We start from the raw sequence: 24,158 nt of genomic DNA, 5'->3' as shown, positions 1-24,158 counted from the left end.
AAACCCCATGCAAACCAAGATGTTGATTGGCGCGGACCTGGTCGGCGGCACGGAAACCGAAGAGCAGATCCTGAACCCGCGCACCGGCGAGATGATCGTCTCGCTGCCCGAGGCGTCGCTGGCGCAGGTCGAGGCGGCGGTGGCCGCGGCCGAGGCCGCCTTCGCGGGCTGGTCGCGCACCACGCCGGCCGCGCGCTCGGGCTATCTGCTCAAGATCGCCGAGAAGATCGAGGCCTCGGCCGAGCGGCTGGCCGCCCTCGAGGCGCTCAACTGCGGCAAGCCGGGCCAGCTCGCGCTCGGCGACGAGCTCCCCGCGATCGTCGATTGCTTCCGCTTCTTTGCGGGCGCGGTGCGCTGCATGACCGGCCCGGTCGCGGGCGAATATCTGGCGGGCCATACCTCGATGATCCGGCGCGACCCGCTCGGCGTCGTGGCCTCGATCGCGCCGTGGAACTATCCGCTGATGATGATGGCCTGGAAGATCGCCCCGGCGATCGCGGCGGGCAATACGGTCGTCTTCAAACCCTCCGAACAGACGCCGCTGACCGCGCTCGCGATGGCCGAGATCTTCGCCGAGGTGCTGCCCGAGGGGGTCGTGAACATCATCCTCGGGCGCGGCGAGAGCGTCGGCTCGGCGCTGATCAACCACCCGAAGGTCGCGATGATCTCGCTCACCGGCGATATCGCGACCGGGCGCAAGATCCTCGAGGCGGCGAACAAGACGATCAAGCGCACCCATCTCGAGCTCGGCGGCAAGGCCCCGGTGATCATCTTCGACGATGCCGATATCGAGGCCACCGTCGCGGGGCTGCGGGCCTTTGGCTATTACAACGCGGGCCAGGATTGCACCGCCGCCTGCCGGATCTATGCCCAGGCGCCGATCTACGAGAAATTCGTCGCCGCGCTGGCCGATGCGGTCTCGACGATCGGCTTTGGCAACGCCGATGACAGCCTGAACGAAATCGGGCCCCTGATCTCGATGCGCCAGCGCGACCGGGTGGCGAGCTTTGTCGCCCGCGCCCGCGAGGCCAACCATATCGAGGTCGCCACCGGCGGCGAGATCCCCGAGAGCCCCGGCTTCTTCTACAAGCCCACCGTGATCGCGGGCGCGCTGCAAAGCGACGAGATCGTGCGGCGCGAGGTCTTCGGCCCGGTCGTCTCGGTGACCCGCTTCACCGAGGCCGACGAGGCGGTGACTTGGGCCAATGACAGCGATTACGGCCTCGCCTCCTCGGTCTGGACCAAGGATATCTCGAAGGGCATGGAGGTCGCCACGCGGCTGCAATACGGTTGCACCTGGGTGAACACGCATTTCATGCTGACCAACGAGATGCCGCATGGCGGGATGAAACAATCGGGCTATGGCAAGGACATGTCCTCCTATGCGCTCGAGGATTACTCGCTCGTGCGGCATGTGATGGTCGCGCATTGAGGCGTTGAGATGCCGTCGGGCGGGGCAAGACCCGCCTGGCGCTTCCCCGCGCGGGCCGGTCCCCTGCCCGCGCACCTCCCGCGCCGCCCCGGGTCCGCCCCGGGGCCGCGCGGGTTTTTTCGTTATTGGGCGCGGGGGTCGTAGGACTGGGCCGCGCGCCAGGTCTTGATCGCCTCGGTCAGCCCCGCATCGCCCGTCTCGGGCAGCACGATCTTGAGCCGCACGCGCAGATCGCCCGCGCCCCCCTTGCGCGGCACGCCCTTGCCGCGCAGCCGCAGCATCCGCCCCGAGGAGCTCATCGGCGGCACCTTGAGCCGCACCCGCCCGCCCGGGATCTCGGCCTCGATGGTGGCGCCCAAGACCGCCTCGTCGATCGAGATCGGCAGATCCATCACCACATCGTCGCCCTCGCGCGCGAACCGCGCGTCGGGCGCCACGCTCACCCGCAGATAGGCGTCGCCCGCGGCCCCGCCATTCGCCCCGGGCGCGCCCTTGCCCGCGAGCCGCAGCACCTGCCCCTCCGCGATCCCGGCCGGGATGGTGACCTCGAGGCGGCCGATCTCGGGCAGGCCGAGGGTCTTCTTCGCGCCCAAAAGCGCCTCGAGGAAGCTCACCTCGATATGAAATTGCAGATCCTCGCCGCGCATCGGGCGCGGGCCGGCGCCGCCGCGCGCCCCGCCAAAGCCGCCAAACCCCTGGCCCTGGCCCGCGCGGAAGGCCTGCGCGAAGATATCGCCCAGATCGTCGAAATTCCCCGAGAAGTCAAAGCCCTGCGTGCCGGGATGGGCGCCCGGGTGGGCGCCGGGCCGCGCCCCCCAGGGGCCGCCGCGCGCGCCAAAGGGCGGCTCGGGCGCGCGCTCATTGCCCTGCGCATCAAGTATCCCCGCGTCGAATTTCGCGCGTTTCTCGGTGTCGCCGAGAAGGTCATAGGCGGCGGCGACCTCCTTGAAACGCTCGGCTTTGGCGGGGTCGTTGCCGGTCTGGTCGGGGTGCAGCTCCTTGGCGAGCTTGCGATAGGCTTTCTTGATCTGCGCCGCGCTGGCCGTCTTGGCCACGCCCAGCACCTCATAGGGGCTCTTCAGGGTGGTTTGTGCCATGATCTGTCGTCCATATCCTGCGCCGATGCGGCGCGTTTGGGTCAGATATGGGGAGGCCGGGCGGCAAAACAATCGCCCCCGGCGCGGGCCTTGCTGAAATTTTGGGCACTTTCAGCCCTCCCAGGTGACATCCACCGTCAGGATATAGCCCGCGCCATAGACGGTGCGGATGATCTCCGGGTCTTGCGGGCGCGGCTCGATCTTGCGCCGCAACCGGCACACCCGCGCGTCGATCGAGCGGTCGAAGGGCTCGTCCGAGCGCCCCTGCGTCGCGTCGAGGAGCTGCGAGCGGCTCATCACCCGGCCCGGCGCGCGCAGGAGCGCCTCGAGGAGGCGGGTCTCGGAGGAGGAGAGCGCGATCTGGCGGCCATCCTCATGCGCGAGCCGGCAGGCGGAGAGATTGGCGCGCCAGCCGCCAAAGCGGGCGGTCTCGGGCGCGGGCTCGGCGCCCGCGGCGGCGGCGCCGGGCCCCGCGCCCCCGCGCGCGCGCCGCAAGACCGCGCGCAGCCGCGCGGCGAGCTCGCGCGGCTCGAAAGGTTTGACGATGTAATCATCCGCGCCGATCTCGAGCCCCACCACCCGGTCGGTGACCGAGCCGCGCCCGGTCACGATCACGCGCGGCACCGAGGGCGGCAGCGCCCCCGAGCCGATCAGCCCGAGCCCGTCGCCATCGGGCAGCGACAGGTCAATCAGGCACAGATCGGGCAGCTCGCGGCGCAGCGCGCGCTCGATCTCGGCGAGGCGGCGGAAGCTGCGGGGGGTGAAGCCCTGCTGGGTCAGCGTGCGCTCGATCAGCCGGGTGATATCGGGGTCATCCTCGAGGAGGTAGATCAGCTGGCTCATCGCGCGCCTTTCGGGGCTTGGGCCTGCGCGGCGCGCAGGGTCTGGACAAGTTCGGCCTCGTCAAAGGGTTTGGCCAGCAGCGCCACACCGGGCAGATCGAGCGCCGCGCGCGCCAGAAGATCGCCCCGCCCGCTCATCAGCGCAAGCCCGATCCCGGGGCGGGTGGCGCGCAGATGGCGCGCGAGCGCGAGCCCGTCGGGAGCGGCGCCGAGGTCGATATCGGAGAGCACGATCCCCACCGAGCCCACCCGCACCGCGAGCGCCTGCGCCTCGGCGCCGGTCTCGGCCTCGAGGATCGGATAGCCCAGCGCCGCGATCCGCCGCCGCAGGCTGCGCCGCAGCTCGCGGTCATCCTCGACAAGCAGCACGAGCGGGCGCGCGGCGGGGACGGCGGCGGGCGGGGCGGCGGGCGTGGGCGCGGCGCCCGCGCCCTCGACCTCGGGCAGCAGGATCGAGAAGACCGCCCCCTGCCCCGGCGCGCTCTCGACATGGATCGCGCCGTTCGATTGCTTGACGAAGCCATAGACCATCGAGAGCCCGAGCCCCGAGCCGCCGCCCGCCGCCTTCGAGGTGAAGAACGGCTCGAAGATCCGCTCGACCTGTTCGGCCGACATGCCGCAGCCGTCATCGGCGACCCGCAGCCGCAGATAGCGGCCCGCGGGCAGATAGAGGAGCTCCGCCTCGCCCGGCGGCAGGCTGTGGCAATCGAGCGTGACGCGGATCGCGCCGGTGCCGCCGGTCGCATCGCGGGCGTTGAGCACGAGATTGAGCAGCGCCATCTCGAGCCCCGCCCGATCGACGAGCGCTTGCGGCAGGCCCGCGGCGCTTTCCTCCAGAAGGTCAAGCCCGCGCGGCAGCGAGCTGCGCAAGAGCGCACAGATCTCCGCCACCGCCTCGGCGATATCGGTGGGCTCGGGGGCATATTGCTCGCGCCGGGCGAGCGTCAAGAGCCGGCTGGTCAGCGCCGCCCCCCGCCGCGCGGCCGAGATCGCGGGGGCGAGATATTCCGCGTTGAGCGGCGCGAGGCCCTCGCGGGTGGCGAGCTCATCGGAGAGGGGCAGCAGATTGCCCAGAAGAACGGTCAGCAAGTTGTTGAAATCATGCGAGATCCCGCTCGCCATCCGGCCCAGCGCATCCATCTTTTGCGCCCGCATCAAGGCGCCGGTGGTGGCCTTGCGCCGCGTCACGTCGATCGAGAGGAGATAAAAGCCGATCACCTCGCCGGGGGCGCCCGCCTCGGGCGCGGTCAGCGTCTCGGGGCGCAGGAGCGTGCGGATCTCCTTGACGCGGCCCCCGGGCAGCTCGATGCGCATCTCGAAATCGACCTGCGCGCCGCGCCGGGCCTGTTCGAAATAGCGGCTCGATTGCGCCATCGTGCGCGGGTGCAAAAGCGCGCCCGCCGAGACCCCGATCACCTCGCCCGGGCGCTTGCCATAGGCGGCGGCAAAGCGGCGGTTGGCGTAGAGAAAGCGCATCTCGCGGTCGATATGGGCGATGCCGGCGGGCACCTCGTCGGCGATCAGCGCCAGCCGCGCCTCGGACGCGCTCAGCGCGCGCGAGCGCTCCTCGACCGCCGCCTCGAGCCGCGCCTCATGGCGGCGCCGGTCGGTGACATCGGCGCAGGTCGACAGATACCCCCCGAGGGCAGATGCCGCCCCACCGCCTCGATCACCCGCCCGCCGGGTTTCGCCAGATCGATCTGGATCCGCTCATGGCGCGCCGCCCCCGCCAGCCGCCAGGCGACAAGCCGCTCAGGCTCGCCCGGGCCATAATCGCCCCGCTCGGCGAAGAGCGTGACAAAGGCGCGGTATTCCACCCCCGGCGCGGCCAGTTCGAGCGGGAAATCATGCAGCGCGAAGAACCGCTCGTTCCAGGCGACGAGGCGGAAGTGCTCATCAAAGACCGCATAGCCCTGTTCGAGCTCATGGAGCGCCTCGCTCAGGAGCGCGGCGCGGCGCGGGTCGGCGGTTTCTGGCGGCATCGGGGCTCTCTCCTCGGGGCCAGATTGCACGATCCGCCCCCGCGCCCCAAGGCCAGAATGCGCCCCGTCACAATTCGCTACAATTGAAGAAAACTTGCGCAACACGGGTCTGGCCATAGTTTCTGGCTCGCCGGGTTTGGAGGATCTGGCGCGACAAGCGGGAGGAGACCGCCGAAATTGACGAGATACGGTTTGCGCGGGGGTTGATCTGCACCCCGCCGGGCCGTCGGATGCGTGCCGGCGCATCCAGCCGCCCGCGCGTCACCTCCTCCGACGTCGCGGGCGGCGCTTCGGGCGCCCCCGCGCCGCGCTTGCCGCCCCCCTCCTCCCCCGCCGGGTTTGCGACCGGGCCCTGAGCCCCAGCCATTCGGGAGGAACGATGGAGCACAATATCTACAACATCGGGGTGGAGCAGACCCCGGCGAATTATCTCGCGCTGACGCCGGTGAGCTTCCTGGAGCGCTCGGCGCGGGTGTTTCCGAACCGGCTCGCGGTGGTCTATAACGAGACCCGGCGCAGCTGGGGTGAGACCTATGCGCGCTGCCGGCAGATGGCCGGGGCGCTCGCGGCGCGCGGCTATGGGCCGGGCGATACGATCTCGATCATGGCGACCAATATTCCCGAGATGTTCGAGGCGCATTTCGCCGTGCCGATGACCGGGGCGGTGCTGAACGCGATCAACACGCGCCTCGATGCCGAGGCGGTGGCCTTCATCCTCAGCCACGCCGAGACCAAGGTGATCTTCGTCGACCCGGAATTTGCCGAGATCGTCGACCGGGCGGTCCATATCGCGGGGCGGCGCAACCTTCTCGTCGTCAATATCACCGACCCGAGCTTTGGCCCGGCGCGCAAGATCGGCGCGCTCGATTATGAGGCGCTGCTGGCCGAGGGCACGCCCAATTTCGCCTGGCGCCGGCCGGAGAGCGAATGGGATGCGATCACGCTCAACTATACGTCCGGCACCACCGGCAACCCGAAGGGCGTGATCTATCACCACCGCGGCGCGCATCTCAACGCGATGACCAATATCGTCGCCTGGAACATGGGCGACCGGCCGGTCTACCTCTGGACGCTGCCGATGTTCCATTGCAACGGCTGGTGCTTCCCCTGGACGATCGCGGCGGCGGCCGGGGTGGCGGTCTGCCTGCGCGCGGTGCGCGACGAGGCGATCTTCCGGGCGATGAAGGCCGAGGGCGTGACGCATTTCTGCGGCGCCTCGGTGGTGCTTGCGATGCTCGTCCATGCGCCCGCCGAGATGAAGGAGGGCCTTGCCCCCGGCATCAAGGTGCTCACCGGCGGCGCGCCGCCGCCCGCGGTGATCATCGAGAAGATGGAGGCGCTCGGCTTTGACGTGACCCATGGCTATGGGCTGACCGAGACCTATGGCCCGGCTGTCACCTGCGCCTGGCATGAGGAATGGGACGCGCTGCCGCTGCCCGAACGCGCGCGGCTCAAGGCCCGCCAGGGCGTGCGCAACCATGCGATGGAAGATCTGATGGTCGCCCACCCCGATACGATGGAGCCGGTGCCCGCCGATGGCCAGACGATGGGCGAGATCTTCATGCGCGGCAACAATGTGATGAAGGGCTATCTGAAGAACCCCTCGGCCACCGACGAGGCCTTCCGCGGCGGCTGGTTCGCCTCGGGCGATCTCGGCGTCATGCATCCCGATGGCTATATCGAGCTCAAGGACCGCTCGAAGGATATCATCATCTCGGGCGGCGAGAACATCTCCTCGATCGAGGTCGAGGATGTGCTCTACAAACACCCCGAGGTGATGGAGGCCGCGGTGGTCGCGCGCCCGCATGAGCGCTGGGGCGAGACGCCCTGCGCCTTCGTCACGCTGCGCAAGGGCTCGACGATCGGCGAGGCCGAGCTGATCGCGCATTGCCGCCAGAACATGGCCCATTTCAAGGCGCCGAAAACCGTGGTCTTCGGCGATCTGCCGAAAACCTCGACCGGCAAGGTGCAGAAATTCCTCCTGCGCGACCGGGCACGCGAGATGGAGCTGCAAGGCTGAGGCGGCCGCGGCCCCTCTTCCCGGACGAGCCGCGGGCCCCGGCGGCGGATTTTGCGTATTTGCACCAAGAAGAAACCCCATCCGTTTCTTCTTGGCAAAAATACGCAATCTGCCGCCGGGGCGCTTGACTTAGGTTTCTCCTAAGCCCGGCGGATAAATCTTATACTTTTTCCGAAGCCGCGCCTTTGCGAGCCTGGGCGGGAGATATCTGCTCAGGAGCCCACCCCGATGATCCGCACCGGCGCCGCCTATCTGGCCTCGATCCGCGATGCCCGCCACGTTCTGTGCGGCGGCGCGCGGGTGTCGGATGTGACGCGCGCGCCGGGGTTTGCGCCGATGATCGCGGCGCGGGCGCGGGTCCATGACCTCGCGCAGGAGGCCGCCACCGCTCCGCTTCTGACCCAGATCCGCGCGGGCGAGCCCTGCACGGTGGCCGCCGCCCTGCCCTATGCGCAGGCCGATTGGTGGGCCAAGCGGCGCGCGGCGGAGGTGGTGCTCGATGCGCTTGGCGGGCTGCCGCTGCGGCTGGGCGATGAGACCTCGGGCGAGTTCTGGGCGCTGCTCGATGCCGCGCCCGCGCTCGATGCGCTCGACCCGCGGTTTGGCGCGGGGGTGGCGGCCAAGGTCGAGGCCGCGGCGCGCGAGGATCTGTTCGAGGTGACGGCGGCGGCCGAGCCGGCGGGCGGCGCGCCGCTACACGCGGTGCGCGAGAGCGATGCGGGGGTGGTGGTGCGCGGCGCCAAGGTGGCGACGGCGGCGGCGGTGGCGAACCGGGTGCTGGTGCGCCCGGCGCCGGGCGAGGCGGGCGCGCTCGCGCCCGAGGCGGCGCTCGGGTTTCTGTGCGATCTCGCGGCGCCCGGGCTGACGATCCACTGTGCGCCGGCGGCGGCGGGCGGCACCGGCCTTGCGCTCGATGAGATCGACTGCATCTTGCACTTCGACGACGTGCTGATCCCTTGGGAGAACCTGCTCTTCTACCGTCAGCCCGAGGCCGCGCGGCTGCTTGGCGCCACGCGCCACCGTTACAGCGCCTTTCCCTTTCTGGTCAGGCTCTTGCGTCAGGCCGATCTGCTCCTCGGCGCGGTGCTCCGGGCGCTGCGTCAGGCCGGTCGGGAGGCCGATCAGGGCGTGCAGGACAGCCTTGTCGCGCTCGCGGCCTATCGCACCGGGATCGAGGCGCATCTGAGCGCAGCGGTGGCGCTGGCGGAGCGCTCGCCCGGGGGGCTGATGATGCCTGCGCAGGCGATGCTTTACGCCGGGCGGATGGCGGCGCTCGAGGGGCTCGGGCCGGCGATGAGCCGGGCGCGGCTCTTGTGCGGGGGGGCGCTGGCGCTGCCCGAGGCGGGTGCTGAGGACGAGGATCGCGCGCGGCTGATGGGTTTTGCGCGCGAGCTGATCAACTCGGCGCAGGCGGGGCATCGGCTGAGCTATTTCGGGCTGGCGCAGGGCGCGCCGCAGGCCCAGCGCGCCGCGCTTTACGGCAATTTCGATTTCGAGGGGCCGCTCGATCTGGTGCGGCGCGCGGCCGGTCTGGGCGCGATTGCGGCGCCTGCGGGGGCCGCGCCGCCGGCCGGCGCCCTCGCGCCGCGGGCAACGCGGTGGTTTTCGATGGAATTGGGCTGCGGCGCGGGCTGCGGGCCCCCGACGGACAAGAGCGAAAGGACGCAGGATGGGTGTCGAGAAGGTTGAGGTTCTGGTCGTCGGTGGCGGTCAGGCGGGGATCGCGATGAGCGAGCATCTGGGGCGGGCGGGGGTCGGCCATCTGGTGCTCGAGCGCGCGCGGCTGGCGGAGCGGTGGCGCTCGGAGCGGTGGGATTCGCTCGTGGCGAACGGGCCGGCCTGGCATGACCGCTTTCCCGGGATGGCGTTCGCGGGCGACCCGGAGGCCTTTGTCGCCAAAGAGGCGGTTGCGGATTATCTCGTTGATTACGCGAAGAAAATCGACGCGCCTTACCGCGAGGGCGTGGCGGTGACGCGACTCACCCGCAAGCCCGGGGCCGCGGGGTTCATCGCCGAGACCTCGGCGGGCGTGGTCGAGGCTGAGTATGTCGTGGCCGCGACCGGGCCGTTTCAGCGCCCGCTGATCCCGCCGATCCTGCCCGAGAGCGCGGGCGTCGCGCAGATCCATTCGGTGGCCTATCGCGCGCCGGATCAGCTCGCGCCGGGCGCGGTGCTGGTCGTGGGCTCGGGCTCGTCGGGGGTGCAGATCGCGGCCGAGCTGCAGGAGGCGGGGCGCAAGGTCTATCTCTCGGTCGGCCCCCATGGCCGCCCGCCGCGCCGCTACCGGGGGCGCGATTTCGTCTGGTGGCTGGGGGTGTTGAACAAATGGGATGCCGAGGCGACGCCCGGGGTCGAGCACACCACCATCGCGGTGTCGGGCGCGCATGGCGGCGCGACGGTCGATTTCCGGGCGCTGGCGGCGGGGGGGATGGTGCTTTTGGGCCGGACCGAGGGGTTTGCGGGCGGCAAGCTCACCTTCGCGCCCGATCTGGCGGCCAATATCACCGCGGGCGACGCGAATTATCTCGGGCTTCTCGCCGAGGCCGATGCTTATGTCGCGCGCCATGGGCTCGACCTGCCCGAGGAGCCGCAGGCGCATCTGATCGGCCCGGCGCCGGCCTGCATGACCGACCCGGTGCTCTCGCTCGATCTCGCCGCGGCGGGGATCACCACGGTGATCTGGGCCACCGGCTTTGGCCGCGAGGACGGCTGGTTGCAGGTGGGCGCCTTTGATGCCGCCGGCCGCCCCGCCCATCAGCGCGGCGTGTCGACCGAGCCCGGGGTCTATTTCCTCGGTCTGCCCTGGCAGACGCGGCGCGGCTCGTCCTTCATCTGGGGGGTCTGGCACGACGCGAAATATATCGCCGATCATATCTGCAAACAGCGCGGCTATCTGGCCTATCGGCCGGCCGTTTCCGACACCAAGTAACCTGAGGACATCATGGCGCACAAACGTATCCGCCCGTTCAACACCCGCGACACCTACCCCGAGCAGAAGCTCGACAATGATCTGTGCCAGGCGGTCGTCGCGCGCGGCACGATGGTCTTTCTGCGCGGCCAGTGCCCGCAAGACCTTGATACCGCGGCCGATATTGGCAGTTTCGACCCGACCGAGCAGACCCACAAGGTGATGCAGAACATCCGCCAGCTGATCGAGGAGGCGGGTGGCACGATGGAGCATCTGGTGAAGGTCGTCGTCTATCTGACCGATGTGCGCCACCGCGAGGCGGTCTATCGGGTGATGGGGGAATATATCAAGGGCGTGCATCCGGTTTCGACGGGGGTGGTGGTGAGCTGTCTGGCGCGGCCCTCGTGGCTGGTGGAGATCGATGCGACGGCGGTGATCCCGGATTGAGTGTGGCGAGGTCCGGGGGGCGAGGTCGGGGGGCGAGGTCCGGGGGGCCAGCCCCCCGGGCCCCCCGGGATATTTTTGGCAAGATGAAGGGCAAGGGGCGAGCGGGATGACGTTTTCGATCGTGGCGCGATGTGCGCAAACGGGGCAGTTCGGGGTGGCGATTTCGTCGTCCTCGCCGGCGGTGGCGGCGCGCTGTGCCTTTGCGCGGGCGGGCGTGGGGGCGGCGGCGAGCCAGAATGTGACGAACCCGGGGCTCGGGCCGGTGATGCTGGGCGAAATGGCCGGGGGGGCGGCGGCCGCGGCGGCGGTGGCGGCGGCGGTGGCGGCCGATCGCTTTGCCGATTACCGGCAATTGCTGGCGATTGATGGCGCGGGGGGCGTGGCGATCCATTCGGGGGGCTTTGCGCTCGGCGTCGTGGGCGAGGCGATGGGGCGCGATTGTGTGGCGGCGGGGAATTTGCTGGCCGACCCCGGGGTTCCGGCGGCGATGGTGGCGGCGTTCGAGGCCACGGGCGGGGCGCTCGGCGACCGTTTGATGGCGGCGATGCGGGCGGGGCTGGCGCTTGGCGGTGAGGCGGGGCCGGTGCGCTCGGCGGGGATGTTGATCGTCGCCGAGCAGGCCTGGCCCTGGGCCGAGTTGCGCATCGACTGGCTCGACGAGGGCTGCCCGATTGCGGCGCTGGGCCGGGCCTGGGAGGTCTATGCGCCGCAGGCCGGGGATTATGTGACGCGTGCGCTCGCCCCGGCGGCGGCGCCCTCTTATGGCGTTCCGGGGGACGAATGATGCAAAGCCTGTCGCATTATGCCGCGCGCGCCGCGGCGCTGAGCTTCCGCACGGACTGCTGGATCGACGGGCGGTTCGTGCCCGCGGCCGCGGGGGGGCGGTTCGAGAGCGTGAACCCGGCGACGGGGGCGGTTCTGAGCGATCTTGCGCGCGGGGGGGCGGAGGATATCGACCGCGCGGTCCGGGCGGCGCGGGCGGCCTTCGAGGACGGGCGCTGGTCGCGCCGGACGCCGGGCGCGCGCAAGGAGGTTCTGTTGCGCCTCGCCGCGCTTTTGCGCGAAAATCTCGAGGAATTTGCGCTGCTTGATACGCTCGACATGGGCAAGCCGATCTCGGAGACGGTGACGGTCGATGTGCCCGGCTCGGCGCATTTCTTCCAATGGCATGCCGAGGCGATCGACAAGCTTTATGACGAGGTGGCACCGACGGGGGGCGCGATCTGGCGCTTGTGCGGCGCGTGCCGCTGGGGGTCGTGGGGGCGGTTGTGCCGTGGAATTTCCCGCTCGACATGGCGACCTGGAAGCTCGCGCCGGCGCTTGCGGCGGGGAATTCGGTGGTCTTGAAACCGGCCGAGCAATCGCCGCTGTCGGCGCTGCGGCTCGCGGAGCTTGCCGCCGAGGCCGGGCTGCCTGATGGCGTGTTGAATGTCGTGCCGGGCTATGGCGAGGAGGCAGGTCAGGCGCTCGGGCGGCATGGGGATGTCGATTGCCTCGTCTTCACCGGCTCGACCGAGGTCGGCAAGATGTTCCAGCGCTATGCGGGCGAGAGCAACATGAAGCAGGTCTGGCTCGAGACCGGCGGCAAGAGCCCGAACCTGATCTTTGCCGATGCCGATCTCGAGGCCGCCGCCGACAAGGCCGCCTTCGGGATCTTCTTCAACCAGGGCGAGGTCTGTTCGGCCAATTCGCGGATGCTGGTGCACGAGAGCATCGCCGAGGAGATGATCGAGCGGATGCGCCTGCGCGCCGCGGCGATCCGGCCCGGCAACCCGCTCGACCCGGCCACGAAAATGGGTGCGATGGTCGATGCGCGGCACGCCGAGCGGGTGGCGGGGTTCATCGCCTCGGGGCGGCAGTCGAGCCGGCTCGTGGCGGGGGGCGAGCGGCTCACGATCGGCGGCTCGGACGCCTTCATCGAGCCCACGATCTTCGCCGATGTGCCGCGCGCGGCGCGGATCGCGCGCGAGGAGATCTTTGGCCCGGTGCTCGCGATCCAGACCTTCCGCGACGAGGCGGAGGCGATTTCTCTCGCCAATGACACGGTTTACGGGCTCGCCGCTTCGGTCTGGACGAAGGATCTCAGCCGCGCGATGGCGGTTTCGGAGGCGCTCGTCGCGGGCACGGTCTCGGTCAACACGGTCGATGCGCTTTCGGCGATGACGCCCTTCGGGGGGATGAAGCAATCGGGCTTCGGGCGCGACCTGTCGCTGCATTCCTTCGACAAATATACCGCGCTGAAGACCACCTGGATCGCCTATTGACGGCGGTCCGGGGCGGGCGCAGGGTGGCTTAGGGAGAGGCTAACGCGAGACAGGATCGGCTGAGTCATGGCCTTACGCATCACGCTGCGACAGCTCGAATATTTCGTGGCGGTGGGGGAATGTGGCTCGATCGCGCTGGCGGCGGAGAAGGTCAATGTCTCCTCGCCCTCGATCTCGGCCGCCATCGCCCAGCTCGAGGCGGAATTCGGGCTGCCGCTGTTCATCCGCCGCCATGCCCATGGGCTCGCGCTGACGCAGGGCGGCGCGCGCTTCATCGAGCAGGCGCGGCGGGTGCTGGCCGAGGCGCGCGCGCTCCATGATCTGGCCAATGACATCACCGGCAAGGTGCGCGGGCCGCTCAATGTCGGGTGCCTCTCGAGCTTTGCCCATATCGTCTTGCCGCAGCTGCGGCGCAGTTTTGTCGATCTGCACCCGGAGGTGGGGTTTCGGCAATTCGAGCGCGATCAGGCCGAGCTTTTCGAGGGGCTGCGGGCGGCGCGGTTCGATATCGCGCTGAGCTATGATCTCAACCTGCCGCCCGATCTGAGCTTCGTGCCGCTCCTTGATCTGCCGCCCTTCGTGCTGCTTGGCGAGACCCATGATCTCGCCCATCGCGCCGCGCTCTCGGCGAGCGAACTTGTCGATTATCCGATGATCTTGCTCGATTTGCCGATGTCTGCGGAGTATTTCTTGTCCTTTTTCAACAAAGCGGGCGCGGCGCCCAGGATCGCCGAGCGCACCCGCGACATGGCGGTGATGCGGGCTCTGGTGGCCAATGGCTTTGGTTATTCGCTGGCCAATATCCGCCCCGTCACCGATCTTGCGCCCGATGGGCGGCGGCTGAAATTCGTGCCGCTGACCGGGCCGGTGCGGCCGTTGAAACTCGGGCTGATGATGACCGAAGGGGCGCGCGCCTCCTCGACGATCCGGGCCTTTGTCGAGCACGCGCGGCGCGAGATCACCCCCGCCCGCGCCCCGGGGTTGCAGCTGCACCAGGGCGTGCAGCGCGATGTCTGATTAGGAAAAACCTAAGTCAGGCTTTCGCATCGGGTTCTTTACCGCCCGCCCCGAACCCCGGAGGATCGGGCCAGCCCGCCCCCGCCCCGCCCGGGCCCGAACGGGCGCCCAAGGAGTGTCACATGCCGCCCGATCCCTATCAAATCCTGTTCGAGCCGGTCCGCATCGGGCCGCTGACCGCCAAGAACCGCTTCTATCAGGTGCCCCATTGCAACGGCGGCGGCTATCGCGACCCTTCGGCGGTGGCGGCGATGCGCGGGGTGAAGGCCGAGGGCGGCTGGGGGGTGATCTTCACCGAACAGACCGAGATGCACCACAGCTCGGAGATCACCCCGTTCATCGAACTGCGGCTTTGGGATGACGCGGATATTCCCGCGCTCAACCGGATGTCGGAGGCGATGAAGAGCCACGGCGCGCTGGCCGGTATCCAGCTCGCCTATTCCGGCATCAACGGGCCGAACCTCTATACCAAGGAGGTGCCGCTCGCGCCCACCGCGCTGCCCATTCGCACCTTCACCAACGACCCGGTGCAGGCGCGCGCGATGGACAAGACCGATATCCGCAACCTGCGGCGCTGGTTCGTGAACGCCGCGCGCCGCTCGGAGCGCGCGGGCTTCGACCTGATCTGCCTATATGGCGCGCATGGCTTTGGGATCTTTCAACATTTTCTCAGCCGCGCGACCAACCAGCGGAGCGACGAATATGGCGGCAGCCTCGAGAACCGGGCGCGGTTCGTCAACGAGGTGGTGGCCGATATCCGCGAGGCGGTGGGCGACCGGATGGCGCTCTCGCTGCGGGTCAGCCTCGACGAAACCATTGGCGCGCTTGGGTTTTCCAACGCCGAGCTGCGCGAGTTCGTCGAGATGAACGCCGATCTGCCCGATCTGTGGGATCTCGCGCAGGGCAGCTGGGAGGAGTGCTCGGGCCCCTCGCGGTTCAAGGACGAGGCCGCGCAGGAGAGCCTGGTGCGCGGCATCCGCGATCTGACCTCGCGCCCCGTCGTGGGCGTCGGGCGCTTCACCTCGCCCGATGTGATGGCGCGGCTCGTGCGGCAAGGCGTGCTCGATTTCATCGGCTGCGCGCGGCCCTCGATCGCCGATCCGTTCCTGCCCAGAAAGATCGCGGAGGGCCGGATCGAGGACATCCGCGAGTGTATCGGCTGCAATATCTGCATCACCGGCGACATGACGATGTCGATTTCGCGCTGCACGCAGAACCCGACCTTCATGGAGGAATGGCGCAAGGGCTGGCACCCGGAACGGATGAACGCGAAGGGGCCGAGCGAGAAGGTGCTGATCGTGGGCGCGGGGCCGGCGGGGCTCGAGGCGGCGCGGGGGCTTTCGCTTCGCGGCTATGATGTGGCTCTGGCGGAGGCAGCCACAACCCTTGGGGGGCGCGTCGCGCGCGAGCGGCTCCTGCCCGGGCTCTCGGCCTGGGGGCGGGTCGCCGATTACCGCGCGTATCAGCTCGGCCAGAGCGCCAATGTCGAGACCTATTTCGAGAGCCGGCTGAGCGCGGCGGAGATCCTCGAATTCGGCTTCGAGCATGTCTGCCTCGCGACCGGGTCGCATTGGCGGGCCGATGGCGTGGCGCGGGCGCATGTCCTGGCGATGCCGATCGCGGCCGGGATGGCGGTCTTCACCCCCGATGACATCATGGCCGGGCGCCTGCCCGCGGGCGAGGTCGTGCTTTTCGACGACGACCATTATTACATGGGCGGGGTGATCGCCGAGGCGCTGGCGCAGGCAGGCGCCCGGGTGACGCTGATCACCCCCTCGGCCCATGTCTCGGATTGGACGCTCAACACGCTCGAACAGGGCGCGATCCATCGCCGGCTCGTCGCAGCGGGGGTGACGATCGTGCTCAACACCTCGGTTGCCGAGATCACCGCGGGCGGGGTGGTGACCGAATGCGTCTATACCGGCGCGCGGGCGGAGCGGGGCGCCGAGGCGGTGGTGCTCGTCACCTCGCGCGTCTCGGACGATATGCTTTATCAAGAGCTTAAGGCGCGCGCGGCGGAGTGGGCCGAGGCCGGGATCGCCTCGGTCAAGCGGATCGGCGACGCCGCCGCGCCGGGGCCGATCGCCTGGGCGACCTATGCGGGCCACCGCTATGCGCGCGAGCTCGATACGCCCGATATTGGCGACGCGCTGCCCTTCCGGCGCGAGGTGACCGCGCTTGCCTGAGGAGAGAGTGATGCCCCCTGCCCCGCCGCTCGCGCGGATCCTCGCCCATCTCGAGGCGCTCGTGGCCTTCCCCACGGTCTCGAGCGAAAGCAATCTCGAGCTCATCGCCCATGTCCGCGCCCATCTCGCGGCCTGCGGCTTTGCGGTCACCGAGATCGCCGCTGCGGGCGCGCCGAAGGCGGGGCTGCTCGCGCGGATCGGCCCGCAGGGGGGTGTGCTCCTCTCGGCCCATAGCGATGTGGTGCCGGTCGCGGGCCAGAGCTGGAGCCTCGCGCCCTTTGCGCTCACCCGGCGCGGCGGGCGCGTCCATGGCCGTGGCACGACCGATATGAAGGGGTTTCTGGCGGTGGTTCTGGCGCTCGCGGAGGGGTTTGCCGCCGCGCCGCCCGCGCGGGGGGTGGCGCTTGCGCTCAGCTGGGATGAGGAGGTCGGCTGCCGCGGCATCGCCGAGCTCGCGCCGCATGTGACGCGGGTGCTCGGGCGGCCCGATCTCGTCATCGTCGGCGAGCCGAGCCGGATGCGGCCCGCGCGCGCCCACAAGGGCAAGGTGAGCTACCGCGCCACCGCGCGCGGCGAGGCGGGGCATTCGGCCTCGGCGCCGGCGTTTCGCAACGCGCTGCATCCGGCGGCCGAGCTGATCCTCGCGATCCGCGCCGAACAGGCCCATCTGAGCGCCGCGGGCGCGCAGGATCCGAGCCAGGTGCCGCCCTCCTCGACGATCCACGCAGGCGTGATGCGCGGCGGCTCGGCGCTCAACATCGTCCCCGACAGCGCGGACGTTCTCTTTGAAATCCGTCACTTGGCTGAGGAGGCCCCGGAGGAGATCCTGGAGCGCATGCTCGCGCGCCTTGCGCCCGAGGCGCGCGCGGCGCTCGAGGTGGAAGAGACCGGGCGCTACCCCGGGCTCGCCGCCGATCTCGCCCACCCGGCCTTCGCGCCGCTCCTCGCCGCGCTCCCCGACCCGCGCCCGACCGCGATCGCCTTTGGCACCGAGGCGGGGGCCTTTGCCGCGCTCGGGCTGCCGACGGTGGTTTGCGGGCCGGGCACGATGGACGACGGCCACCAGCCCGACGAATCGATCGAGGTTGCGGAGCTTGCCCTTTGCGGGGCGGTTCTGGCGCGGCTCGTCGGCGCTCAGCCGGGCTGAACCGGCAGCCGCACTTCGGCGCAAAAGCCGCCCGCGGCGCCCGGGATCGGCGAGCGGAGCGTGAGCGCGCCGCCCGCGCCCTCGGCGATCGCGGCGACGATGGCGAGGCCGAGGCCCGAGCCCTCGGCCTCGGCCGCGCCGCGCTCGAACCGCGTGGTGAGGCGCGCGAGCACCTCGGGCGGCACGGGGGCGCCGTCGTTCGTGACGCTGAGCGCGCCCGCGGGGGTGAGCGTGAGGCCCACCGGGCGCCCCTCGGCGCCATGGCGCAGCGCGTTTTCCAGGAGATTTCGGGTCAGGATCGCCAGCGCATCGGGGTCGATATCGCCGCGCACCGGCGCGCTGGGCAGATCGAGCGAGACCCGCCCTTCCCCGCCCGCGCGCGCCACATCCTCGGCCACGAGCCGCAGCACCGGGCGCAGATCGGCGGCCTCGGCGCGGCGGATCCGGCCGCCCTCGGCGCGGGCAAGCTGCATCAGGCGCTCGGCGAACCGGGTCAGGCGCTTGAGCACGGCCTCGATCTCGCCCGCGCGGGCCGCGGCGGCGGGGTCGGCGGTCTCGGCGCGCAGCCGCTGGGCCTGGGCGATCGCGCCGGCGAGCGGCGTGCGCAGCTCATGCGCGGCGTTCGCGGCAAAGCTGCGCTCGGCCGCGAAGGCGGCCTCGAGGCGGGCGAGCACGCCGTTGAGCGCGGAGGCGAGCGGCGCGATCTCGGCGGGCAGCCCGGCCTCGGGCAAGGGCGAGAAATCGCGCGGGCCCCGCGCGCTGAGCGCCGCGCGGAAGCGGCGCACCGCGCCGAGCGAGAGCCGCACGCCCACCGCCACCGCCGCGAGCGCGAGCGGCAGCACGAGCAGAAGCGGCGCCAAGAGCCCCATCTGGATCTCGCGCGCGACCTCGGCGCGATGCGCCAGCGGCTCCGCCACGGTGATCCGCACCGTGCCCTTCAGGGCAAAATCGCTGTAAAACCGGTAGGTTGCGTCTTCGGAAAAGCCCGGACCCTGCCAGGCGGGGAAGGCGGAGGGCTCGGCGTTATGGGATTGCATCAAGAGCGCGCCGGTCTCGTCGCGCAGGATATAGGTGAAGAACTCATCCCCCTCGCGCGCGGTGGCAAGGCGCTGCACGCCGGGCTCCTCGGCCTCGGCGCGGGAGATGATGTCGATCACCGCGAGCGGCAAGATCCGGTCCGAGGTCTCCTTCAGCGCCGCGTCGAAGACCTGATTCATCTCGCCGCGCAAGATCAGCGCGGTGAGCGAACCGGCGGCGAGCCAAAGCGCGGTCAGCGCAACCCCGAGCGTCAGCCCGAGCCGCGCCTGCAGGCTCGTGAGCCGCCTCACCGCGCCACCAGCCGGTAGCCAAGGCCGCGTTCGGTCGCGATCACGCGCGCGCCGAGCTTCTTGCGCAACCGGCTGATATGGACCTCGATCGCATTGCTCTCGACCTCGGCGTCGAAGGCGTAGAGCTTGTCCTCGAGCTGCGCGCGCGAGAAGACCTGCCCCGGGCGGGAGAGGAAGGCCTCGAAAAGCGCCCATTCCCGCGCCGTCAGGCTCACCGCCTTGCCCCCCCGCGAAACCCGTTTCTGCGCCAGGTCGATCTCGAGATCTTCGATATGGATCAAGGGGTTGGGGTTGCCGCTATAGCGGCGCGCGACGGCCCCGATCCGCGCCGAGAGCTCGGCCAGATCGAAGGGTTTGACGAGGTAGTCATCGGCGCCCGCGTTCAAGCCCTCGATGCGGTCCGAGATCTGGTCGAGCGCGGTCAGGATGATCACCGGCACCGTCTCGCCGCGCGCGCGCACCGCGCGCAGGAACGCGATCCCGCGCCCGTCGGGCAGCATCAGATCGAGCAGCACGAGGTCATAGCCCGTGCCCGCCATCGCCTCGCGCGCGAGATCAAGCCGCGTCACCCAATCGACCGTCTGGCCATCCGCCGCGATCTGGTCGCGCACCGCCGCGCCCAGAACCGTATCATCCTCGATCAGCAAGATCCGCATCGCTCGTCCTTTCCGGCCTGCCCCGGCTCTATCGCGCGGATCTGACGGAAAGCTGACGCGGGGCTTTTCAGCGCGTCAGGATCCTGTCAGTTTCGCCGCGCATATCCGTCGCATGGCCCGGTTGGCCGGAGTTTGCCCGATGAAGAAACCGCTGACAATTCTGCTCTTTTGCGCGCTGATCCCGGCCGGGATGGCGCGGGCCGATGACGAGGACTGCTTCGTGCCGATGGCCGAGTGGCAGCCGCGCGAGGCGGTGGTGGCGATGGCCGCGGAAAAGGGCTGGAGCATCGGCAAGCTGCGCATCGACGACGGCTGTTACAAGATCCGCGGCACCGATGCGACGGGGCGGCCGATGGTGGTGGAGCTGAACCCGGCGACGCTCGAGGTGCTTGAGCTCGACTATACCGATACCCCCGAGGCGCGGGCGCGCCATGACGATCACGAGCATGAGGAGCTGCGCGCGCGCTGGAAGAAGCTGCTCGGCCATCTGCCCGGCGCCGAGGAGCATGACGACCATCATTGAGCGCGACTGACCCGGAGAACCCCCTCCGGCGCCCCGCCCTCCCGGGCGGGGTTTTTCGTTTTGGCGCAAGGGGTTGCGGGGCCACGCGAAAGCTGACGGGAAGCTGACGAAGTTTTTGCGCCCCTGTCAGGAAACCCTCAGCCCCGGGGGCCAGATAGGCGTCATAGACAGTTTAGGAGTGACCCATGAACTCGAAAGTCCTGATCCTCGCCCCGCTGGCCGCGCTGGCTGCGGGGCTGGCCCTGCCGGTGCTCGCCCAGGCCCCCGCGACCGCGCCGCAGGCCCTGTTGCCCGCGCCCGCCACGGGCTCGGTCTCGGTGCAGTTCCTTGATGCGAACGCCACCCCCGTGACGCCCGCGCCCGCCGCCCGCCGGGGCGAGCGCCATGCCGATGCCGACGGGATCGGCGCGATCTGGCAGCGGGTCTGGCATGATGACGACGATGATGATGACGCGCGCCGTGGCCGCAAGGGCGATCACCACGACGACGACGATGATGATGACGACGACGGTCGCGGCGGCCCGCAGGCGGCGCCCGCGGGCTCGGTTGCGCCGCCGAAAAACGGGCTCTTCGTGCCGGGCGGCGCGCCGGCCGTGGTCACCAAGTAAGCTCAGAGAAAGAGAGACACCCATGAAACCGCTTCTTGTTGCGCTCGGCGCCACCACCGCGATGACGCTGCCTGCGCTCGCGATGGCCACGCCGGTGACCTTCACCACCACGCTCTCGAACTATGGCGGCGACGGCGCCTATCTGGCCTATTACGTCACCGATGCGCAGGGCCAATATGTCGGCTCGCTCTGGATGGCGGGCGGCAAATCCAAGTATTATCAGCACCTTGTGGGTTGGTATCGGGCCACGGGCGGCAATGTCGCCGAGGTCAACGGGATCACCGGCGCCTCGGTCGGCGCGGGCCGCACGCTGGAGATCACGCTCGATCTCGCCGATGCGCTCTTCGATGCGGGCTATACGCTGCATATCGACAGCTCGGTCGAGAAGATGAGCGACGTGCCCAGCGAAATCACCGTGCCGCTGACGCGGGCGGGGGCGGGTCAGGCGGTGGCGGGCAGCCGCTATATCGCCTCGTTCAGCTACGGGCTTTGAGCGGGGGGAAAGGGCATGATCCGCGCGATTCATAGATGGGCGGGGCTCGTCACGACGGCGCTCGCTTCGGTGATCAGCCTGAGCGGGCTGGGGCTTGCGGTTCTGGCGGCGCGCGATGCGCTCGCCGCGCCCGCGCTGCCCGCGGGGCTCAGCCTCGCCGATCTGATGCGCGCGGTCACCGCCCAGATCCCGATGATCGAAGAGCTGCGGCGGGCGCCTTCGGGGGCGCTCACCGCCTGGTGGTTTGCCGATGGCGCGGCGCATTCGGCGGTGATCGACCCGCTGAGCGGCGCGCCGCTCGTCGAGGCCGGGCCCGATGCGCTTCTGGTGTGGCTGACGAACCTGCACCGGGCGCTTTTTCTCGAGGATACCGGGCGGCTGATCGTGGCGGGCGGGGCGGCGGCGATGCTGGCGCTGGCGCTCACGGGGCTGATGCTGCTCAAACGCCGCGCGGGCGGCTGGGGCGGGCTTTTGCGCGCGCTGCCGGGCCGGGGCGCGGCGCGGGTCCATGCCGAGATCGGCCGCGCGAGCTTCGTGCTCCTCGCGTTTTCGGCGCTGACCGGGCTTTGGCTGACCGCCTCGAGCTTCGATCTCTTGCCTGACACGGCGGCGCTGCCAGCCTATCCGATGTCTGTTTCGGGCAGCATGGGCGCGGCGCCCGAAACCATCCCCCTTTTCGCCGAGACGCCCGCCAGCGCCATGGAAAGCCTCAGCTTTCCGACGCCCGGCGACGCGCAGGATTTCTACACGCTCGAGACCGCGACCGGCTCGGCCACGATCGACCAGGGCACCGGCGCGGTGATTTCCGAGGCCACGACCTCGCCGATGACGCGAATGAGCGCACTTCTCGAGCGGCTGCACAGCGGCGAGGGCACCGCGCTTTGGGCGGGGCTTCTGGGCCTCGCGGCGGCGGGGGTGCCGGTGCTCGGCGTGAGCGGGCTCCTGCTCTGGGCGCGGGGCCGTCGGCGCGGGGCGCGCGCGCCGCAGGTGGCGCTTTCGCAGGCGAGCCTCGTGCTTTGGGTCGGCAGCGAGGGCGGCACCACGCGCGCCACGGCCGAGGCGCTGGGGCGCGCGCTCAGCGCGGCAGGCGAGCGGGTGCATATCGCGCCGATGTCGGGCTTTGCGCCCGCCGCGGCGGCGCAGGCGCGCGCCCATCTGATCCTGAGCGCGACCTATGGCTCGGGCGCGGCCCCCGCCTCGGCCGCAGGCTTCCTCGACCGCCTCGCCGCCCTCCCCGCCGCGCCTGCCGCGCCCTATGCGCTCCTCGGCTTTGGCGACCGCGCCTTCCCCGCGTTCTGCGGCTATGCCCGCAAGGTCGCGGCCGCGGCCGAGGCCAAGGGCTGGGCGGCGCTCGTGCCGATGGGCGCGGTCAATGCCGGCGCGGCCGAGGAGATCAACGCCTGGCTCGCCACGCTTGGCGCCGCGCTCGGCCATGATCTTGCGATCACCGCCGCCGCGCAGGCCGCGCCCCGGACCCACCGTCTCGCCCTCCTCTCGCGGCGCGATTACGGCGAGGCCGTGCAGGCGCCGATCTCGATCCTGCGCTTTGCCACGCCCCGCGCGGGGCTCTTGGCGCGGCTGACCGGGCGCGCGCCGCGCTTTGCGCCGGGCGATCTGCTGGGGGTTCTGCCCCGGGGCTCCGAGGTGCCGCGGTTCTACTCGCTGGCCTCGGGCGCGCGCGACGGCTTTGTCGAGATTGTCGTCTCGCGCCACCCGGGCGGGCTGTGCTCGGGGCAGCTTCTCGCGCTCCAGCCGGGCGACGAGATCACCGCCTTCTTGCGGCCGAACCCGGGCTTTCAGGCGCCCGAGGGCCGCAGCCCGCTGATCCTGATCGGCGCGGGCTCGGGCGTCGGGCCCTTGGCCGGGTTCATCCGCGCCAATGCCCGCCGCCGCCCGGTGCATCTCTTCTATGGCCAGCGCGATCTGCGCTCGGATTACCTCTACGGGCCGGAATTTGCCGCCTGGCAGGCCGAGGGGCGGCTCGGCGCGCTCACCACGGCGTCCTCGCGCGGCGCGCGGCCGCGTTATGTGCAAGACGCGCTGCGCGCCGAGGCGCAGGAGGTGGCGCGGCTGGTCGGCGCGGGCGCGCGGGTGATGATCTGCGGCGGGCGCGCGATGGCCGAGGGCGTGGCCGAGGCGATGGCCGAAATTCTCGAACCGCTGGGGCTTTCCCCGGCCCAACTCCGCGCGGAGGGGCGTTATGTCGAAGATGTCTACTGATCTGGTGCGCGTCGCGCTCAACGGGCCGACGATGGGCACGCGCTGGTCGGCGCTCCTTTATCTGCCCGAGGGCACCGGGACGGCGCCGCTCAGCGCCGCGCTCCAGGCCGCCGTCGAGCGGGTCGATGCGCAGATGTCGCTCTGGCGCGCGGGGAGCGATCTGAACCGGCTCAACGCCGCGCCGGTCGGCGAATGGGTGGCGCTCGGGGCCGAGATCGGGGAGGTGCTGCATCTCGGGCTGACGATCGGGCGCGCCTCGGGCGGGGCGTTTGATCTCACGCTGGGCGATGCGGTGCGGGCCTGGGGCTTTGGCCCGGAGGGGGCGAGCGAGGCCGCGATCGGCGCGGCGCGCACGGCCGCGCGCCGCCCGGCCTGGGAGACGGTGGAGCTTGACCGCGCGGGCGCGCGCGCGCGCCGCCTCGCGCCGGTCTCGCTCGATCTCAACGGCATCGCGAAGGGCTATGGCGCCGATTGTCTGGCCCGCGCGCTGAAGGCTGCGGGGGTCACGGCGGGGCTCGTCGGGATCGATGGCGAGATGCGCGCGCTCGGCCGGCGGCCCGATGGCGCGGGCTGGACGATCGCGGTCGAGGCGCCCGAGGTCGGGCGGCGCACGCCCCATTCGATGCTCGTGCTCGAGGAGGCGGCGGTCGCGACCTCGGGCGATTATCGCCATTTCGTCGAGGTGCAGGGCCGCGCGCTTGCCCATACGATGGACCCGCGCCGCGGCATGCCGCTGCTGGCCGCGCCCGCCTCGGTGACGGTGGTCGCGCAAAGCTGCGCGGCGGCGGATGCCTGGGCGACGGCCCTGATGGTGGCGGGGCCGGAGGCGGGGCTCGATCTGGCGCGCCGCGCGGGGCTCGAGGCACTCTTCTTGCTGCGCGGGGCGGATGGCAATCTCGCCGAGGCGCGCGGCGTGGGGCGGCTTTTTGGCGCCGCGGCGGCCTGAGCCGCACGGCCTCGCGCGGGGCGCCGCGCGGGGCCCCTTCCC

The 24,158-nt window shown here is 70.5% G+C and carries 20 protein-coding genes and 1 pseudogene; 15 read left to right on the top strand and 6 right to left on the bottom strand.

Features of this window, described 5'->3' with window-relative positions:
• Nucleotides 1-7 precede the first annotated feature (7 nt).
• Nucleotides 8-1,432 carry a gamma-aminobutyraldehyde dehydrogenase gene (locus tag LPB142_RS07425; RefSeq protein WP_071165985.1) on the top strand — a complete coding sequence of 475 codons (1,425 nt, stop codon included), beginning with the start codon at nt 8-10 and terminating at the stop codon, nt 1,430-1,432.
• A gap of 122 nt (nt 1,433-1,554) precedes the next feature.
• Here the strand turns inward: LPB142_RS07425 and LPB142_RS07420 are convergent, their stop codons facing one another.
• From LPB142_RS07420 to LPB142_RS19375, 4 genes are all read right to left on the bottom strand, one after another.
• Nucleotides 1,555-2,529 carry a DnaJ C-terminal domain-containing protein gene (locus LPB142_RS07420; protein ID WP_198037875.1) on the bottom strand — a complete coding sequence of 325 codons (975 nt, stop codon included), beginning with the start codon at nt 2,527-2,529 and terminating at the stop codon, nt 1,555-1,557.
• 111 nt (nt 2,530-2,640) lie between these two features.
• Nucleotides 2,641-3,372, bottom strand: coding sequence for a winged helix-turn-helix domain-containing protein (locus LPB142_RS07415; RefSeq protein ID WP_068765103.1), 732 nt, complete (start codon nt 3,370-3,372; stop codon nt 2,641-2,643).
• A complete protein-coding gene (locus LPB142_RS07410; RefSeq protein ID WP_071165984.1) occupies nt 3,369-4,880 on the bottom strand; it encodes a PAS domain-containing sensor histidine kinase in 1,512 nt (503 codons plus the stop codon). The genes LPB142_RS07415 and LPB142_RS07410 overlap by 4 nt, the downstream gene beginning before the upstream one ends.
• Nucleotides 4,881-4,918: 38 nt before the next feature.
• The gene (locus LPB142_RS19375; protein WP_071165983.1) at nt 4,919-5,353 is read right to left on the bottom strand and encodes a PAS-domain containing protein; all 435 of its coding nucleotides are present in this window, start codon (nt 5,351-5,353) and stop codon (nt 4,919-4,921) included.
• A 379-nt stretch (nt 5,354-5,732) separates the two neighbouring features.
• On the opposite strand from LPB142_RS19375, the gene LPB142_RS07400 reads away from it, so the two are divergent.
• The 9 genes and pseudogenes from LPB142_RS07400 (at nt 5,733) to argE (ending at nt 17,342) form a co-directional block, all read left to right on the top strand.
• Nucleotides 5,733-7,373, top strand: a complete 1,641-nt coding sequence (locus LPB142_RS07400) for an acyl-CoA synthetase (protein WP_071165982.1) — start codon at nt 5,733-5,735, stop codon at nt 7,371-7,373.
• 228 nt (nt 7,374-7,601) lie between these two features.
• On the top strand, nt 7,602-9,062 hold the full coding sequence (locus tag LPB142_RS07395) for a 4-hydroxyphenylacetate 3-hydroxylase N-terminal domain-containing protein (protein ID WP_071165981.1): 1,461 nt from the start codon (nt 7,602-7,604) through the stop codon (nt 9,060-9,062).
• Nucleotides 9,043-10,302, top strand: a complete 1,260-nt coding sequence (locus LPB142_RS07390; protein WP_071165980.1) for a flavin-containing monooxygenase — start codon at nt 9,043-9,045, stop codon at nt 10,300-10,302. The genes LPB142_RS07395 and LPB142_RS07390 overlap by 20 nt, the downstream gene beginning before the upstream one ends.
• A gap of 12 nt (nt 10,303-10,314) precedes the next feature.
• Nucleotides 10,315-10,728, top strand: a complete 414-nt coding sequence (locus LPB142_RS07385) for a RidA family protein (RefSeq protein ID WP_068765098.1) — start codon at nt 10,315-10,317, stop codon at nt 10,726-10,728.
• 106 nt (nt 10,729-10,834) lie between these two features.
• A complete protein-coding gene (locus LPB142_RS07380; protein WP_071165979.1) occupies nt 10,835-11,512 on the top strand; it encodes a DUF1028 domain-containing protein in 678 nt (225 codons plus the stop codon).
• A pseudogene (locus LPB142_RS07375) lies at nt 11,509-12,992 on the top strand (aldehyde dehydrogenase). The gene LPB142_RS07380 and the pseudogene LPB142_RS07375 overlap by 4 nt, the downstream one beginning before the upstream one ends.
• A 66-nt stretch (nt 12,993-13,058) precedes the next feature.
• Nucleotides 13,059-14,009 carry a LysR family transcriptional regulator gene (locus tag LPB142_RS07370; protein ID WP_071165978.1) on the top strand — a complete coding sequence of 317 codons (951 nt, stop codon included), beginning with the start codon at nt 13,059-13,061 and terminating at the stop codon, nt 14,007-14,009.
• A gap of 122 nt (nt 14,010-14,131) precedes the next feature.
• Nucleotides 14,132-16,195, top strand: coding sequence for an oxidoreductase (locus tag LPB142_RS07365; protein WP_071165977.1), 2,064 nt, complete (start codon nt 14,132-14,134; stop codon nt 16,193-16,195).
• 10 nt (nt 16,196-16,205) lie between these two features.
• On the top strand, nt 16,206-17,342 hold the full coding sequence (argE, locus tag LPB142_RS07360; protein WP_071165976.1) for an acetylornithine deacetylase: 1,137 nt from the start codon (nt 16,206-16,208) through the stop codon (nt 17,340-17,342).
• Here the strand turns inward: argE and LPB142_RS07355 are convergent.
• Together LPB142_RS07355 and LPB142_RS07350 are read right to left on the bottom strand one after the other, a co-directional pair.
• Nucleotides 17,330-18,670: a sensor histidine kinase gene (locus LPB142_RS07355; protein ID WP_071165975.1), complete on the bottom strand. Its 1,341-nt coding sequence runs from the start codon at nt 18,668-18,670 to the stop codon at nt 17,330-17,332. The two genes, argE and LPB142_RS07355, sit on opposite strands and share 13 nt — an antisense overlap.
• Entirely contained in the window at nt 18,667-19,326 is a 660-nt protein-coding gene (locus LPB142_RS07350) for a response regulator transcription factor (RefSeq protein ID WP_071165974.1), read from the bottom strand. The genes LPB142_RS07355 and LPB142_RS07350 overlap by 4 nt, the downstream gene beginning before the upstream one ends.
• 139 nt (nt 19,327-19,465) lie before the next feature.
• Here LPB142_RS07350 and LPB142_RS07345 point away from each other — a divergent pair, with 139 nt between their 5' ends.
• The 5 genes from LPB142_RS07345 (at nt 19,466) to LPB142_RS07325 (ending at nt 24,116) form a co-directional block, all read left to right on the top strand.
• On the top strand, nt 19,466-19,849 hold the full coding sequence (locus LPB142_RS07345) for a PepSY domain-containing protein (protein WP_071165973.1): 384 nt from the start codon (nt 19,466-19,468) through the stop codon (nt 19,847-19,849).
• A gap of 185 nt (nt 19,850-20,034) precedes the next feature.
• Nucleotides 20,035-20,457 (top strand): hypothetical protein, encoded by a 423-nt coding sequence (locus tag LPB142_RS07340; RefSeq protein WP_071165972.1) that lies wholly within the window; start codon nt 20,035-20,037, stop codon nt 20,455-20,457.
• Nucleotides 20,458-20,479: 22 nt separating this feature from the next.
• Entirely contained in the window at nt 20,480-20,950 is a 471-nt protein-coding gene (locus LPB142_RS07335; RefSeq protein ID WP_071165971.1) for a DUF2271 domain-containing protein, read from the top strand.
• Nucleotides 20,951-20,965: 15 nt separating this feature from the next.
• Nucleotides 20,966-23,170: a PepSY domain-containing protein gene (locus LPB142_RS07330; RefSeq protein WP_071165970.1), complete on the top strand. Its 2,205-nt coding sequence runs from the start codon at nt 20,966-20,968 to the stop codon at nt 23,168-23,170.
• A complete protein-coding gene (locus LPB142_RS07325) occupies nt 23,151-24,116 on the top strand; it encodes an FAD:protein FMN transferase (RefSeq protein WP_071165969.1) in 966 nt (321 codons plus the stop codon). The genes LPB142_RS07330 and LPB142_RS07325 overlap by 20 nt, the downstream gene beginning before the upstream one ends.
• Nucleotides 24,117-24,158: the final 42 nt, after the last annotated feature.

The organism is Rhodobacter xanthinilyticus (genome assembly GCF_001856665.1).
GTDB classification, from domain to species: domain Bacteria; phylum Pseudomonadota; class Alphaproteobacteria; order Rhodobacterales; family Rhodobacteraceae; genus Rhodobacter; species Rhodobacter xanthinilyticus.
Note: the sequence above shows the minus strand (reverse complement) of the source record. Positions and strands in the feature narration are given on the sequence as shown.

Excerpts from the sequence above, each read along its gene's own strand:
- LPB142_RS07425 (WP_071165985.1), top strand. The coding sequence starts at position 8 with ATGCAAACCAAGATGTTGATTGGCGCGGACCTGGTCGGCGGCACGGAA.
- LPB142_RS07420 (WP_198037875.1), bottom strand. The coding sequence starts at position 2,529 with ATGGCACAAACCACCCTGAAGAGCCCCTATGAGGTGCTGGGCGTGGCC.
- LPB142_RS07415 (WP_068765103.1), bottom strand. The coding sequence starts at position 3,372 with ATGAGCCAGCTGATCTACCTCCTCGAGGATGACCCCGATATCACCCGG.
- LPB142_RS19375 (WP_071165983.1), bottom strand. The coding sequence starts at position 5,353 with ATGCCGCCAGAAACCGCCGACCCGCGCCGCGCCGCGCTCCTGAGCGAG.
- LPB142_RS07400 (WP_071165982.1), top strand. The coding sequence starts at position 5,733 with ATGGAGCACAATATCTACAACATCGGGGTGGAGCAGACCCCGGCGAAT.
- LPB142_RS07395 (WP_071165981.1), top strand. The coding sequence starts at position 7,602 with ATGATCCGCACCGGCGCCGCCTATCTGGCCTCGATCCGCGATGCCCGC.
- LPB142_RS07390 (WP_071165980.1), top strand. The coding sequence starts at position 9,043 with ATGGGTGTCGAGAAGGTTGAGGTTCTGGTCGTCGGTGGCGGTCAGGCG.
- LPB142_RS07385 (WP_068765098.1), top strand. The coding sequence starts at position 10,315 with ATGGCGCACAAACGTATCCGCCCGTTCAACACCCGCGACACCTACCCC.
- LPB142_RS07380 (WP_071165979.1), top strand. The coding sequence starts at position 10,835 with ATGACGTTTTCGATCGTGGCGCGATGTGCGCAAACGGGGCAGTTCGGG.
- LPB142_RS07370 (WP_071165978.1), top strand. The coding sequence starts at position 13,059 with ATGGCCTTACGCATCACGCTGCGACAGCTCGAATATTTCGTGGCGGTG.
- LPB142_RS07365 (WP_071165977.1), top strand. The coding sequence starts at position 14,132 with ATGCCGCCCGATCCCTATCAAATCCTGTTCGAGCCGGTCCGCATCGGG.
- argE (WP_071165976.1), top strand. The coding sequence starts at position 16,206 with ATGCCCCCTGCCCCGCCGCTCGCGCGGATCCTCGCCCATCTCGAGGCG.
- LPB142_RS07350 (WP_071165974.1), bottom strand. The coding sequence starts at position 19,326 with ATGCGGATCTTGCTGATCGAGGATGATACGGTTCTGGGCGCGGCGGTG.
- LPB142_RS07345 (WP_071165973.1), top strand. The coding sequence starts at position 19,466 with ATGAAGAAACCGCTGACAATTCTGCTCTTTTGCGCGCTGATCCCGGCC.
- LPB142_RS07340 (WP_071165972.1), top strand. The coding sequence starts at position 20,035 with ATGAACTCGAAAGTCCTGATCCTCGCCCCGCTGGCCGCGCTGGCTGCG.
- LPB142_RS07335 (WP_071165971.1), top strand. The coding sequence starts at position 20,480 with ATGAAACCGCTTCTTGTTGCGCTCGGCGCCACCACCGCGATGACGCTG.
- LPB142_RS07330 (WP_071165970.1), top strand. The coding sequence starts at position 20,966 with ATGATCCGCGCGATTCATAGATGGGCGGGGCTCGTCACGACGGCGCTC.
- LPB142_RS07325 (WP_071165969.1), top strand. The coding sequence starts at position 23,151 with ATGTCGAAGATGTCTACTGATCTGGTGCGCGTCGCGCTCAACGGGCCG.